Source organism: Sphingomonas sanxanigenens DSM 19645 = NX02, assembly GCF_000512205.2.
Lineage (GTDB): Bacteria > Pseudomonadota > Alphaproteobacteria > Sphingomonadales > Sphingomonadaceae > Sphingomonas_D > Sphingomonas_D sanxanigenens.
On sequence record NZ_CP006644.1, the window covers coordinates 1,523,671 to 1,537,269 of the forward strand.

Consider the following 13,599-nt stretch of genomic DNA (forward strand, 5'->3'; position numbering starts at 1 on the left):
CTCGTCCGGCCGAATCCGGACTGAGAGAAGAGGGAGGGGCGATCATGACATATGTCTTCCGTGGCGCGATGCTGACGACGCTGCTTTATGCGAGCGCGGCCACCGCCGCGCCGCCGCCCGCGAGCGTCACGGTCCGGATCGACGCCGCCCGGCGCGCGGCGGCGGTGACGCCCTATCAGTACGGCATGTTCATCGAACCGATCGGCGGCCTGGTGGCGCGGACGCTGTGGGCGGAAATGCTGGACGATCGGAAATTCTATTACGCGGTCGTTTCGCCGCAGCACGATGTGCCGCCGCCGCCCAACGTGGAAGGGCGCCCCGGCGTCAGCTATCGCAAGTGGCGCCCGATCGGGGGCGACGATGCGGTGGTCATGGATACCCGGGCCCCGTTCGTCGGGTCGCAGAGTCCGAGCGTCGGGGTCGCCGGGGATGCGCCGCGCGGTCTGAGCCAGGCCGGCATCGGGGTTGCGGCGGGAAAACGATATACCGGGCACCTGTGGCTGAGCGGCGATCCCGGTGCGAAGGTGGTGGTGACGCTGATCTGGGGCTCGCGCCCGCAGGATCGGCAGTCCGTGACGCTTCCGGCGGCAAGCGAGCCCTGGCAGCAGGCGGCGTTTGCGTTCACGCCGACGGCTGCCACGCTCGATGCGCGGCTGGAAATCACCGGTAGCGGCAGCGGTCGGTTCCGGATCGGCGCGATATCCTTGATGCCGGAGGACAATATCAACGGCTGGCGCGCCGACACGACGGCCATCGCGAGATCCTTGAAATCGGGATTCTGGCGGCTTCCGGGAGGCAATTTTCTGTCCAATTGGGATTGGCACGAGGCCCTCGGGCCCCGTGATCGGCGCTCGCCGATGTTCGACCATGCCTGGAGCGCGATGCAGACGAACGATCTTGGCATGGACGAATGGATGGAACTGACCCGAATCCTCGGGGTCGAGCCTTATGTGACCGTCAATGCGGGGCTCGGCGACGCGAATTCGGCGGCCGAGGAGGTCGAGTATCTGAACGGTCCGGTGACCAGCGAATGGGGGGCAAAGCGTGCCGCCAACGGTCATCCGGAGCCCTACGGGGTCCGGTGGTGGAACATCGGCAACGAGCCCTATGGCTGGTGGCAGATCGGCAAGACAAGCCTCGATTACTACATGATCAAGCACAATGAGTTTGCGCGGGCGATGAAGGCGAGGGATCCGTCGATCACCCTCATCGCGTCGGGCGCGATGCCTGACCAGCTCCATCCTGTCAACGGCGGAGCAAAACCCGGCCAGCGGGGCGGAGTAAAAGCAGGCCAGCGGTCGAGGCGTGATGACGATATGGAAAGGGCCCCGATCGGGGCCCTTTCCATATCGTCGCGACCGTTTTCTCCCGGCTATGGCGACGGGATCTCGCCGGTGTTCGGGTCGGCCGACACGGTGGCCTGGTTTTGCTCCGCCCTTCTGGCTGATCGCCGGCCGGCGGACTGTTTGAGGCGGTAGCTGTCGCCGTTCATGGTGAGGATGGAGACGTGGTGGGTGAGCCGGTCGAGCAGCGCGCCGGTAAGCCGTTCTGAGGCGAGGACCTGGGTCCAGTCCTCGAACGGCAAGTTCGACGTGATGATGGTCGAGCCGCGCTCGTAGCGCTGCGACAGCACCTCGAAGAGAAGTTCGGCGCCAGTCGCCGACAGCGGCACATAGCCGAGCTCGTCGACGATGAGCAGCTTCACGGCCGCCAGTTCCCGCTGGAGCTTGAGCAGGCGCCGCTCGTCGCGCGCCTCCATCAGCTGGTTGACCAGCGAAGCGGCGGTCGCGAAGGCGACGGTGAATCCCTTCTGGCAAGCAGCCAGGCCGAGCGCGAGAGCGACGTGCGTCTTGCCCGTGCCGCTGTTGCCCAGCGCAATGACGTTCTCCCGCCGAAGGATATACTCCGAGCGAGCGAGCTCGAGCACCAGCATCTTGTTGAGGCTGGGGATGGCTGTGAAGTCGAAGGTGTCGAGACTCTTCACCGCCGGGAAGCGGGCGGCGCGGATCCGCCGCTCGACCGTGCGCCGCTCCCTGTCGATGAGCTCAAGCTCGATGAGGCGCAGCAGGTAGCGTGGGTGGTCGACACCGTCGCGAGCGCATTCGCGCGCGACCTTCTCATATTCGCGCAGCACGGTCGGCAGCTTGAGCTGCTTGAGGTGGTGGGCGAGCAGCACCTGGGGTGTCCCGCCGGTCGTGCCGGTCGGCATCTTGTCGCCGGTCATGCCGCCAGCACCCCATAGTCCGCCGCCCGTGTCGTCTTCACGTCCGTCCGGGGCAGGTGCGGATAGGCGGCCAGATCGAGACGGGGCGGTCGCCGTTCGATACGCGCCAGCGCGATGAGCTTCACCGCGTCGAAGCCGATGGCGCCGAGCTGCACGGCCTGCGTCACCGCGTCGGTGACGACGGCGAGCGGCAGGGCTTCGAGCAGCCGCAGCACCTGGATGAACTCGCGCTTCCCCTTGGTGCCCATACGAGCTTCCAGAAGGTGGCGCAGATGCTGGAAGATCTCGGGCAGATCCCAGCCCTGCAAGGCGGCCGCCTGGTCGAGCGCGCCGGGCTTCTGCTCGATGAGCGCGAGATAATGCAGCGGGTTGGCGACGAATGCGCCCTCGCCATAGCTGCGCGGATGCCGGGCGATCTCCTCGCCGGCGATGCTGATGACCACCTCGTCGACGAACCCCTTCACCAGGACGTCGCGGAAGCCATAGACGGTTGGCACCGAATAGTCGTTGGTCCGATAGCGCACCAGCGCGGTCGACGATACGCGCGCCGACCGCTTCTCGCACGGCTCCAACGGCACCGCCGGCAAGGCCCGGAAGGCCTGCCGGTCGGCGACGAGGCGCTCGGCGATGGTGTCGGCATGGCGCCCGGCATGCCCGTTCTGTCGAGCCAGGCAATCCTTCGCCAGGCGCTCGTTCAACTCGTCGAAGCTGCGCGCTACCGGAATGGGCACCATGAACATCGCGCGGGCGTGCTTCACCAGCGCTTCGACCTTCCCCTTGTCGTTGCCCTTGCCGGGACGACCGAAGCGGTCGGCAAACAAATAGTGGCTGACCAGCTCGGTGAAGGCCCGCGTGCGCTCGCGCTTGCCGTCGCCGCAGATCCTCGCCACCGCGATCTTCAGATTGTCGTAGAGGATGGACAGCGGCACGCCGCCGAAAAAGGCGAAGGCCGAAACATGACCGTCGAGGAACGCCTCGGTCGTCTCGCGCGGATAGGCCTTCACGAAACACGCATCTGAGTGCGGCAGGTCCATGCAGAAATAATGGACCTTCTGCCGCATGCCGCCGATCTCTGCCCACGCCTCGCCGAAGTCGACCTGGGCATGGCCCGGCGGGTGTGCCAGCGGCACGAACGTCTCGCGGCTGCGTGCGCGGCTCTGCCGGACATAGTCCTTCACCACCGTGTAGCCGCCGCCATAGCCATGCTCGTCGCGCAGCCGCTCGAAGATCCGCTTGGCGGTGTGCTGCTGCTTGGCCGGCGACAGGCGATCCTCGCGCAGGATAGCGTCGATGACCGGCAACAGCGGACCTAGCTTCGGCTTCTCCGGCGGCTTCGTGCGCCGGTAGCCCGGCGGCAGCGAGAACGCGCACATCTTCGCCACCGTGTCCCGGCTCAGACCGAACGCCTTCGCCGCCTCCCGGCGGCTGTGACCTTCCACGAACACAAAACGCCGAACGGCCGCGTAACTCTCCAAGGCAAACATCCCCGCCGCCCCAAAACGAGCAGCTTACCACTGGCAGGATTTCTCTCCGCCGCACCGGCACCTATGCCGGCGCTCCCGTGGCCGGGTTTGTCACCGCCCTACACAGATCTTCTCGATCAGGTCGCGGTGGCGGGGCAGGCGACCGCGGAGCCGCTCCGTCTGAGCGGCATTTTCCTGCATCGCGCGGGTCGCGGCGCGCGCATCCTGCGCCAGCGCGGCCGGATCGACCTCGGTCCGGAAGCGCATGCCATACAACACATACTGATAGCTCGCGGGCGGAAACACCTCCTCGACGCGGTCGAACTCGTCGTGGAACCATGGCGAGTGGTGGCGCCAGAGCAGCATCAACTCGCGCAAGCGGTCGGGCATCGTTTCCGGGCGCTGATTGTCGCGCCAGAAGTCGCTGTCCTGGCGCTGGGTGAGCGCATAGTGCAGCTTGAGGAAGTCGATGATTCTGCCCCACCGATAGTGGGTGGTCGCATTGAAGCGCGACGCGATCACGTCCATCACTTCGCGGCACGCGGGCATCTGTTCGGCGATCAGCTTGGCCGACAGCTCGATGAGCACGATCGCCGACGCTTCGAGCGGCTCGAGGAATCCGGCGGCCAGCCCGACGGCGACGCAGTTGCCGCGCCAGAACGTTTCGCGATGCCCGGCATTGATCGCGATCTTCCGAACGTCCAGCCCGTCGGCGATCGGGCCGAGGTACGCGCGCAGCTCGCGCTCGGCGTCTTCGTCGCTGATATGCGCGCTCGAAAAGACGTAGCCGGTACCGCGGCGGGTCGGCAGACCGATATCCCAGATCCATCCGGCCGACTGCGCGGTCGAGATCGTGTGCGACGCGATCGGTGCGTGCGCATCTGCGTGCGGCACCTGGACCGCGAGCGCGGTGTCGCAGAACAGCGTGTCGCTCAGCGGCTTGAAGCGGACGCCCATGGTCTGCCCGATCAGCAGCGCCTTGAAGCCGGTACAGTCTACGAACAGATCGCCCGCGATCTCGCCGGCCTGCTCGGTGACGAGATGCGCGATGTCACCGGATTCCGTCTGGACCACGCGCTGGACATCCGCGAGCACATGGCGGACGCCGAGGACGTCGCAGCAATGGCGGCGCAGAAAATCGGCGAATTTCCCTGCATCCAGATGATAGGCGTAATTCGCGATCGCGTCGAATTCGGGGGTTGCGATCGTCTTGGGTGCCAGGCCGTCGTCGCAGATATGTCCTTGCGGGCACACCGCATCGCAGAAGCTCTTGCCGTCGTCCCCGGCCAGCCAGTGCGGCGCGAGGTTCACCTGGCCGAAGCCCTGCGGCAGCATCAGCGGGTGATAATAGCCATCGTCCACCGCGCCGGTGGTCCAGCGGGCGAACCGGGCGCCCTGCTTGAACGCAGCGTCGCACTCACGAAAGAAGTCGGTCTCGGAAACACCGATCTTGGAAAGCGTCGTCCTTAGCGTCGGCCAGGTGCCTTCGCCGACACCGATGATCGGTATGTTCGGCGATTCCACCAATGTCACCGTGAACCCGCCAGCGCCGATACGACCCTGATGCCTGGCGGCGATCACGCCGGCAGTCAGCCACCCGGCCGTGCCCCCGCCGACGATGACGATATTGCGAACGGGATTCACCATGCACATTCCCAGACCAAAAAAGTCCGGGGAAGTCGAGGCTTTCGACTTCCCCGGCAGAGGGGAAGCTAGAAGCGCACGCGCGCTCCCGCCGTCAGGCGTCGACCATATGCAAAGACGTCGAGCAATTGGTTGGCGAAGCGGCCATGCGTGCTCTGGGTTTCGTTGGTGATATTGAGAACTTCGAGAAATATGCTGTAATGCTCGTTAAAGTCGTAGCTGGTGCTGAAATCGACCTGGAGTGCGGAATTGACGAACGTCGGCTCCGCCCCGAACGCGGAATTATTCTGTGCCTGGCCGAACTGGGAAAGATATTTGTCGCGCCAGTTGACCGCTGCACGCGCCTGGAAGCCATTCTTGTCGTAGAAACCGACGAAGTTGGCGGAGTTGGCAAGGCCGGTGACGGCGAAGCCGCTCGTGGACAGGTCGGTCTCGTCATAGGGCTTGTTGGTGTTCACGAACGTGGCGTTTGCGTTGAAGCCGAAGCCGGTATCGCCAAAGACGTGCTGGAGTGCGAGTTCGATGCCGCGAACGGTCGCGTCCGGGCCGTTGACCCGTTGCGATACGGTAAACACGGCCGGCTGGCCGGTGCTTGGATCGCCGACATCGTTGATCGTCTGGCGCTGCGTACCCGCGACGACGAAGTTCGACACGTTCTTGAGGAACAGGTTGACCGACAAGTATGAATTGCGCTGATAATACCATTCCACCGCAGCATCGAAATTGTCGGCCAGATACGGCCGGAGCGCAGGGTTTCCGCCGGTTGCGGTCAACGCCCCGATGCGCTGGCCCGAGCCTACGTTGAGCACCGGCGTCAAGGTGTTCAGCGCCGGCCGGGTGAGGGTGCGGGAAGCATCGAAGCGAAGATGCAGCTTGTCGGTGACCTCCAGCTTCATGTCGATGCTGGGCAGGAGGTAGGAATAGCTGCTTTTGGTGGTGATCGGCTGGGTTTCGCCGAACACCACGGTAAGCAATGTCGGATCGGCGGAACTCGGCGTGATCGATAGCGGCAGACGCCCGAGACCGCTCGAGGAGATGTTCGTATTCTCCTGGCGCAATCCGGCATTGAACCGGAACGGCATGTCGGCGATCTCGGCATTGAAATCGACGCGCATATACGCCGCCCAGGTCTTCTCCCGAATGTCCTGGACCGAACCCGGGTCGAGCGCCAGGTCGAAGGTCCCGGCGAACGGCGGTGTGCAGCACCCGGTGTTGAAGCCGGGGATGGTCTGCGTCTGCGGATTGCCCAGGCCTTCGAGATATTCCTGATATTCGCGCGCGTCGTAGACCAGCAGCGGAGAGGGCAGCGATCCCGAGAAGCCCGGGATCCAGTCGTCGGTGTCGATCGTGCCCTGATAGAGGCTCGTCGGTATCGGAACGCCCGTCGTACGGCCCGATGGCAAGCCGTAGCCGGCATAGGCCTGCCAATAATTGTTGACGAAGGTGCTGCTGTTTTGAATCTTGAACCGGTCTTCCATGTACATGGCGCCGGCCTTGATCGTCAGATTGTCCTGCTCCCAGGCAGCGTTGAACCGGAGCTGCTTGATTTCGTCGCTATTCTTCTGCGCCTGCCTTACGGTCACGTGCGAACCGATGACGGTCGGATCGATCCAGCGCGATTGATCGCCGTTCGGCCCATAAGTCGTGAAGACCGGGAAGCTGTTCTTGCTGTTCCCGTTGACCTGCACGCCCAAAGTGGTGCCGAGATCGCCGCCATAGCCGATGTCGCCATTCTCGCTCGATACGCGCCCGTCGGGATTGAGTTGGCTTTTCGAATAATTTCCGTCCAGTTCGAACTTCAGGTTGCTCGTCGCATCCCATTTCAGGTTGAGGCCGACCTGATTGGTCTCGAGCAACGATCGGTCGGTTCCCGCGACGAAGTCGGTGGGCGTCCCCGCCTGCGTGAAGTCGACCGTCGTGCCGTTCTCGTCCAACTGGACGTTGCGCAGATCGCCCTGGTTGAACCACACGCCGAAGCCCGCGATGTCGGTACGGATCGTCTGGCGGGAATAGTTGTCGTCGATCGTCAGCAACACGTCGTCGGATGCTTGCCACTGCAAGGCCACCCGCCCGTCGATCCGCTCATCCTTCGTGTAGCGCTGATCCGCACCATATTGCTGCTGGTACCAGCCGGTCACCGATCGCCGGTTGGTCGGGGTCGCCCACGCCGCGGACGTCGCGTCGGCGGTCGGCGCGCAGCTTGCCGCCGTGCTGCCGGCGAGTTGGCACGGCGCGTAGAGGCCGCCCTGCCAGCCGGAGACGAATACGCGGTTCGTCTGCGTGTCGCGGCGCGTGTAGATCACGTCGGCGAGGATACCCATCGTATCGTCGGCGAACGTATGGCTGATCAATGCGCCGACCGTCGGCACGACCTTGCCCGCTTCATCCTGGATCGATCCGGCAGCCGTTGCCGCGATGCGCGTTCCGGGGCGGTCGAAAGGCTTGGGATACGAGATGTTGACGGTCGCGCCAATCGAACTGCTGGAAAGCGTGACATCGGGCGTCTTGAAGACGGCCAGCTGGCCGATGAAGTCGGAGCCGACGGTCGTAAAGTCGATCGATCGGCCGCCGGTCGCGGTCGACAATCTCCGGCCATCGATCAGCGTCTCGTTGAAATCGCCGCCGAATCCGCGAACGGTAATGCCCTGGGGTTCACCACGCGAACCGGATCGATTGATCGACACGCCGGGCAGGCGTTGCAACGAGGCCGCGACGTTCGAGTCCGGGAACTTGCCGATGTCTTCCGAGGAGATGACGTCTACGACGCCCGGGGACGTCCGCTTGATGTCGAGGTTGCGCTGGAGCGAGCCGCGAAGCCCGGTAACGATGATGTCTTCGGTGGACGTCGCCGTCGCTGCCGCCGGCGATTCTGCCCCCTCCTGGCCCGCGGTGCCCTGATCTGCCGAAGGTGCGCCGACCTGCGCCAGCGCGCCTGTGGACGCGCAAAGCGCAATCACACTGATGCTACCGGCGAATGCCTTGCGCAACTTCGTGGTATCGCTAACATTATCGGTCGAAAGCCACCACAGCATCATCTCTCTCCCATCGTTGCGGCGACATCACCGGCAGGTTGCCGATTTGCCCGCATTTTCCCAGCCGACTCTATGGTCGGTATCTCAGAACTAGCATGCTTGCCTGGAGCCGACAATTTCAATTTGTCGGTGTAGTAAACAATATTTGGCCTCTTCATCAGGCGATCACGGGCGGGAGCGGCGCCTCCCCGGCCGAATGGTTGCGCTCACGTGCCAGAATCCGCCGCGCGCAAAGCGCCGCGCAACCGCGCGGTGGGGGCTTTCGCGCGCGCACCCTGCTGCGGATGCTGGCGAGCCTTGACGCGTCGTGACGGGCAGGCGCGGCCGGTCAATCGTATGTCGTCGGGCCGCCTGTCGTGCCGGCGAAAACGGTCGCCGGATCAGGGTCGGGCCGGACAAGATTGTCCTTACCAATTGTTGGACAAGAAAGCCGGGGCCTCGACCGTCACTCGGCCGCTAATGCTGCCGCCGAATTGGCCAACTCCACATAGGCGGCACCGAGATCGACGACATACTCATTCTCTCCCCAGAAGAATGGCCAATCCTCGTGGTTCTCCGGAAAGTCCGGCTTCAGGATGAGCATGCCGGGGACCACGCCGCCGGCGATGTAGCTGAAATCGGCGCGATTGCTGCCGTACGCGACTTCTTTGGAGCGCGTCCCCACGCCGGACACGAACGAGATGTCGGATCCCGGATGATTGCCGTGCAGGAAGGCCAACGCATCGAACACATGCCTGGCCGGTACGACCTCCGGGAACGCGCGATGGAGCCGGTACGCGGTTATCCCGAAGCCGATGACTGCGCCGTTGCCGGCCCAGCCGCCCCGGGTGATGGGCACCCGATAGGGGTTTTCCGTTGCAAAGGCGGCTGCTGCGGCAGCCCATCGCCTGGCCATGGGCTCGAGAGCCGCGCGGTAACGCGGCGGCATATGGGGAATGGCATCGAGCGCCGTGATCGCGTCGCGGCCGAACGTCTCAGAAAGGCGCGGGAGCATCGCTTCGATCGCCTGCGCATATCGTGGATCCCGCGTCGCCGCGAGCAGTTCGACGGCAGCGCCGAAACGTTCGGATTCAAGCGGACCACCGGTGGTGTTGCCATGCTTGAACGTGTCGGGCGCGCGGCCATCCTCATCGGCCCAGACACGCTTCGCGATGTCGAGGCAGCGCGCCGCGAACGCATCGTCGGTCCCCTTGAGGGCTCGCGAGGCCGCCGCCAGCGCCGCGATCGAGCCATAGTTCAGTGCGGACGATTTGCTGGTGAATGCCCAGCGATCATCGGGCGTCCCGCTACGATCACCCTTCACGATGCCGGCGCTCAACGTCGCATCGTAGATCAGGCCGTCCGTCTTGCTCGCCGCATCGCCCAGGTGCGTGTATTGGCCGACATCGGGCTCGACGATGCCATGAATGGCATGCCCGACCGCATCGAACTGGGCGACCAGTTGAACGGCGCCGTGCCGGATCTGCTGCAGGATGTCCGGCGTCCCGTCCGGCACATGGATCTCCACGCGCCGTGCCTGGGGATCGATGCTGGTGGTGTCGCGCCGGATGCCGAACTGCTCCCAACTGCGGACCAGCGAGCGGACGACGGCATATTGCGTTTGCGTCCGGATGTCGAAGTCACCGGCATCCAGCCAGCCGCCCACGTTCAGGCCGGGGATATGCTCGCCCGGCGCGAAGCGCGTGTCGGTGGACGGCCCCTGCCGGTAAAGGTCGATATGCTCGTGATCGATCGGGGCCTGGCGGGCATCGTCGCGGTGGGAATCGCCATGCCACACGCGATAGGCTTCGTTCACGGCCATATGGTCCATCTGCACCGGCAGATAGACGCCCAGCGATGCGTGCCATGCATCGGCATAGATCCCGTCGTCGATGCGGAAGGGTGACGTGCGCGTGCCCCGATAGTCCAGAACGTAAAGCCCGGGCGCCCGAACCTGGGAGAAGTCGAACGTGCGGTAGCGGTACCTCAAGAAAGGTCCCCACATCGACGGCGTCGCCGATGCCGCGACGATTTCCCGACCGTCGGCGCCGATGCGCAGCAGCCTGGCCACGCCGGAACCGCGATCATGCTCGTCGAGTTCGATGGTGGCGATCTTGGCTTGTTCCGGCGCGTATCCGATTTGCGAATGGCCGATCACCGGCGGGCGGTGCCAACCCGGTGCTGCCGACAGCGTGACGGTCCAGTCCAGCACCCGTCCCGCGCGGCCGCCCGGCAGGACGCCGCGCAGGACGAACCAGCCATTCTGCGCCTGCGCACGACCGTCATAGAGCGCGATCGGTTCGCCGGCCGACGCGACGCTCACGCGCCGCGCGGCATCGGACGGCGCCAGGACGAAGCGCCGGGCGGTCGCGATCGGCAAGGGCTCCGCGCCGCCGCCATCGCTGCGGCCGCTCGCCGCGTTGCGCTGAACGGTGGCCTCCATGTCGCTTGTCGGATGGAGGGGGAAGATGCCCGCGGCCTCATCCGCGAGATAGCCCTGATGGAAGTAGGCCGAAGGGAGAAACTCAAGCGTAAAGCCCGCTTTGCCGACGAGGGCCGGCGACAGGCTTGCGGGAAGCAGCACCGAGACACGCACCGCGTCCGCGCCCGCCGGCTCGGTCCGCACGGTGTAGCGCAAGCCTTCGTCGGGATATTCCAGGTCGACCTCGATCACGCCCTTCGCACGGTCGACCCGCCGCGCGACCACCCGCGCCATTGGATCCCACTGGCCGGGCGTAGCGGACAGGCGAACATCGCCGTTGGTGGCGATGCGCTGATCGCGCTGAATGATCTCGACGCCGCTGATCTTCGCATCGGCGAACAGCCCGTCCGCCTGGTTGCTGAACACCAGGACGTTCACCGCTGGCGCTTCGTAATACTCCTTGGCGTTGATGGCGATGGCGCTGCCGTCGCGGGCTTGCTGCGCGGCAGCTGTGCCGGGCAGCGCCAGCAGGAGGCAGGTCGTTAGAAGCAGGCGCTGCATGGGTGTCCCTTCCGCCGTCAATCGATGGGTCGGTACCTTGGCGTAGATCGAAGTCATCGTTCGCTGCGCGGTTCGATGCCGAGTGCGAACGGCACGGCCGGCAGGCCGGCGTCATCGAAGAGGTTGACGATCGGTGCGTCCGCCCACGCGTAGCGCACCTGCTCAACGGCGGCGCCGTCACCGTTGAGACGGATGCGATCGCCTTCGATCCGCGCGCGCGCAAAACGGCACCGACCCGCGCCGCACAGTTCGAAGCCGATCGGGCCGGGCGCGCTCGATGCGTTCAGCCTGCCGGTGATGCCGACGAAGGAGATCAGGACATCGTCACCGTCGCGCACGGCGCGCACTGCCAGCGGCCCGGAGGCCGGCCGCTCGTCGCTATAGGCAAGCACGGCAGCGGCACGCGCCATGCGTTTCGCCAGCTCGTTCTTGTTCGCCGGGTGAATGTCCGTCCGCTCGCCGATGTTGACGGCGGTAACGATCGCCGCGTGCCCGTCGCCGGCCGCTGCCTTGCGCTGCTCGTCGCGGACCACGGCCCAGCCGCTATCGACCGGCGCCCCCGTGAGCGGCCCGAAGTTCGCAAGGCCGACGATCACGAAGGGAAGGGCGGGGGCGCGGAACTGCTGCCGCCAGCCGGCCATCAGCGCGGCCATGCGGCTATCATAGCCCGGCAGGCCGGCGTCGGATTCGCCCTGATACCACGCCACACCCTTGAGCCCGATCGGGCCCAGCGGGGCGATCATCCCGTTATACAGCGTCGACAGGCCTGCGTGGCTCTCCCACGGCATACGCGGCGCGCGTCCGAGATCGGGCTTCTGCACCGAGTAGCGCCAGCCATTCCCCAGCGCGATCGGCATTTCCCCGGCCGGGCGGATCTGCATGTCCTCGGCGGGGCCGAGCATGCCGCCCGTTGCCCAACTGTCGCTCACCGCGACGACGATCTCGTTGCGCCCGGCACGAAGGGCAGAAGCCGGTACGGTATAACGCCGGGCTGTTCCCCAGCCGAAGCTGGAACCCACCGGCACGCCGTTAACCCATGCCACGTCGAGTTCGTCGATGCCGCCAAGATCGAGCTCTGCGGCGCCTTTGGGGGCCTGCGGAAGATCGAATCCTTGGCGAAACCAGATCGTGCCGTTGAAATCGGCAGTTTCCGGCACGCCCCAGTCCTCCCACGCGGCAATGCGCGGAACGGGGTGCCATGAGCGCTTGTCCGGCGCGTTCCAAGGCTCGCTGCCGACGGCGTCGCCACTCTTGCCCCGCCACCAGGCGCCCCACCGCCGGGCGAACCGGGCCATCGCCGCCGGGGGATCGCGATGGTAGAGGCCGAGCAGATCCGCGTCCTCCGCCATGCCGGGCAGCGCGCGGGCTTGCTGCGCCGGAATCCAGGGCCGGATCTGGGTTCCGCCCCAACTCGCATCGATCGCACCCATGGGGACGCGCTGTTCCGCCTTGAGCGCCTTGACCATCAGGAAGCAGGCGGCCGAGAAATCCGCTGCGCTTTCCGGCGTCGCCGCCGACCATGAAGGCCGTTCCGGAAGAGGCGTGTCGGGCGAGAAGGCGACCCGTTGCGCCATGGTCAGCAGCCTCAGCTGCGGGTCTGCCGCGCTCTCGACGAGGGCGCTGCCGTTGAGCGCCGCCTTGAGGGGATATTCCATGTTCGACTGTCCCGAACACAGCCAGACATCACCGACCAGCAGGTCGCTGAGGGTCGTGGTTTCGCCACCGGCGCCGGTAACGTCCAGGCGGTAGGGGCCGCCCGCCTTGAGCGGCTTGAGTTCGGCACGCCACTGCCCCTGCGCATCGGCCGTCGCGTCAACCCGTTGCGCGCCGAGCTTTACGGCCAGACGCTCATGGGGAGCGGCACTCCCGGTAACGACGACGATCTGGTCGCGCTGGAGCACGGCATGATCGCCCAGCGGGACATCGATCCGCGGCGGTGCGGCCGCCAGAGGCGCAGCGACGCCGATCGCCGCACATGCCGACAGAAACGGCCGCCGCCGGCACAGGCTTCGCCAATGATGCCCCATGCGCCTCTCCCTATTTCGCTCTTATGGTGATAGCGCTATCACCTGCTAGGGTCCCGATGCAAGCGCCTTGGACGGTCTGGTCGCAAAGGCGGGTTGAAGGCGCCTGGCGGCGATGGCAGTGTCATCGCCTGCGCTGCCCGAAAGCCGTTCCAGGCACGGGTTGCGCGATATCGCATCGCTGAGCCGGCCACATTTTGTACCTGAATACAAGAAGCTGAATATTCGATAAGAAAAGGAGAGGCCTTGG

7 protein-coding genes are annotated in these 13,599 nt (G+C 65.5%); 1 reads left to right on the top strand and 6 read right to left on the bottom strand.

Features of this window, described 5'->3' with window-relative positions:
- Window positions 1-44: 44 nt before the first annotated feature.
- The gene (locus NX02_RS07110; protein ID WP_025291502.1) at window positions 45-1,478 is read left to right on the top strand and encodes a hypothetical protein; all 1,434 of its coding nucleotides are present in this window, start codon (window positions 45-47) and stop codon (window positions 1,476-1,478) included.
- Here NX02_RS07110 and istB read toward each other — a convergent pair.
- The 6 genes from istB to NX02_RS07140 all read right to left on the bottom strand — a co-directional run bounded on the left by istB (window position 1,373) and on the right by NX02_RS07140 (window position 13,352).
- Window positions 1,373-2,224, bottom strand: coding sequence for an IS21-like element helper ATPase IstB (istB, locus tag NX02_RS07115; RefSeq protein ID WP_425424012.1), 852 nt, complete (start codon window positions 2,222-2,224; stop codon window positions 1,373-1,375). The genes NX02_RS07110 and istB overlap by 106 nt on opposite strands.
- The gene (gene istA, locus NX02_RS07120) at window positions 2,221-3,708 is read right to left on the bottom strand and encodes an IS21 family transposase (RefSeq protein WP_039996352.1); all 1,488 of its coding nucleotides are present in this window, start codon (window positions 3,706-3,708) and stop codon (window positions 2,221-2,223) included. Before istA ends, istB begins: the two co-directional genes overlap by 4 nt.
- 90 nt (window positions 3,709-3,798) lie before the next feature.
- Window positions 3,799-5,334: a tryptophan halogenase family protein gene (locus NX02_RS07125; protein ID WP_025291503.1), complete on the bottom strand. Its 1,536-nt coding sequence runs from the start codon at window positions 5,332-5,334 to the stop codon at window positions 3,799-3,801.
- Window positions 5,335-5,399: 65 nt separating this feature from the next.
- Window positions 5,400-8,363 carry a TonB-dependent receptor gene (locus NX02_RS07130; RefSeq protein WP_039997228.1) on the bottom strand — a complete coding sequence of 988 codons (2,964 nt, stop codon included), beginning with the start codon at window positions 8,361-8,363 and terminating at the stop codon, window positions 5,400-5,402.
- Window positions 8,364-8,808: 445 nt separating this feature from the next.
- Window positions 8,809-11,325: a glycoside hydrolase family 9 protein gene (locus NX02_RS07135; RefSeq protein ID WP_025291505.1), complete on the bottom strand. Its 2,517-nt coding sequence runs from the start codon at window positions 11,323-11,325 to the stop codon at window positions 8,809-8,811.
- A 53-nt stretch (window positions 11,326-11,378) separates the two neighbouring features.
- A complete protein-coding gene (locus tag NX02_RS07140; protein WP_025291506.1) occupies window positions 11,379-13,352 on the bottom strand; it encodes a sialate O-acetylesterase in 1,974 nt (657 codons plus the stop codon).
- Window positions 13,353-13,599: the final 247 nt, after the last annotated feature.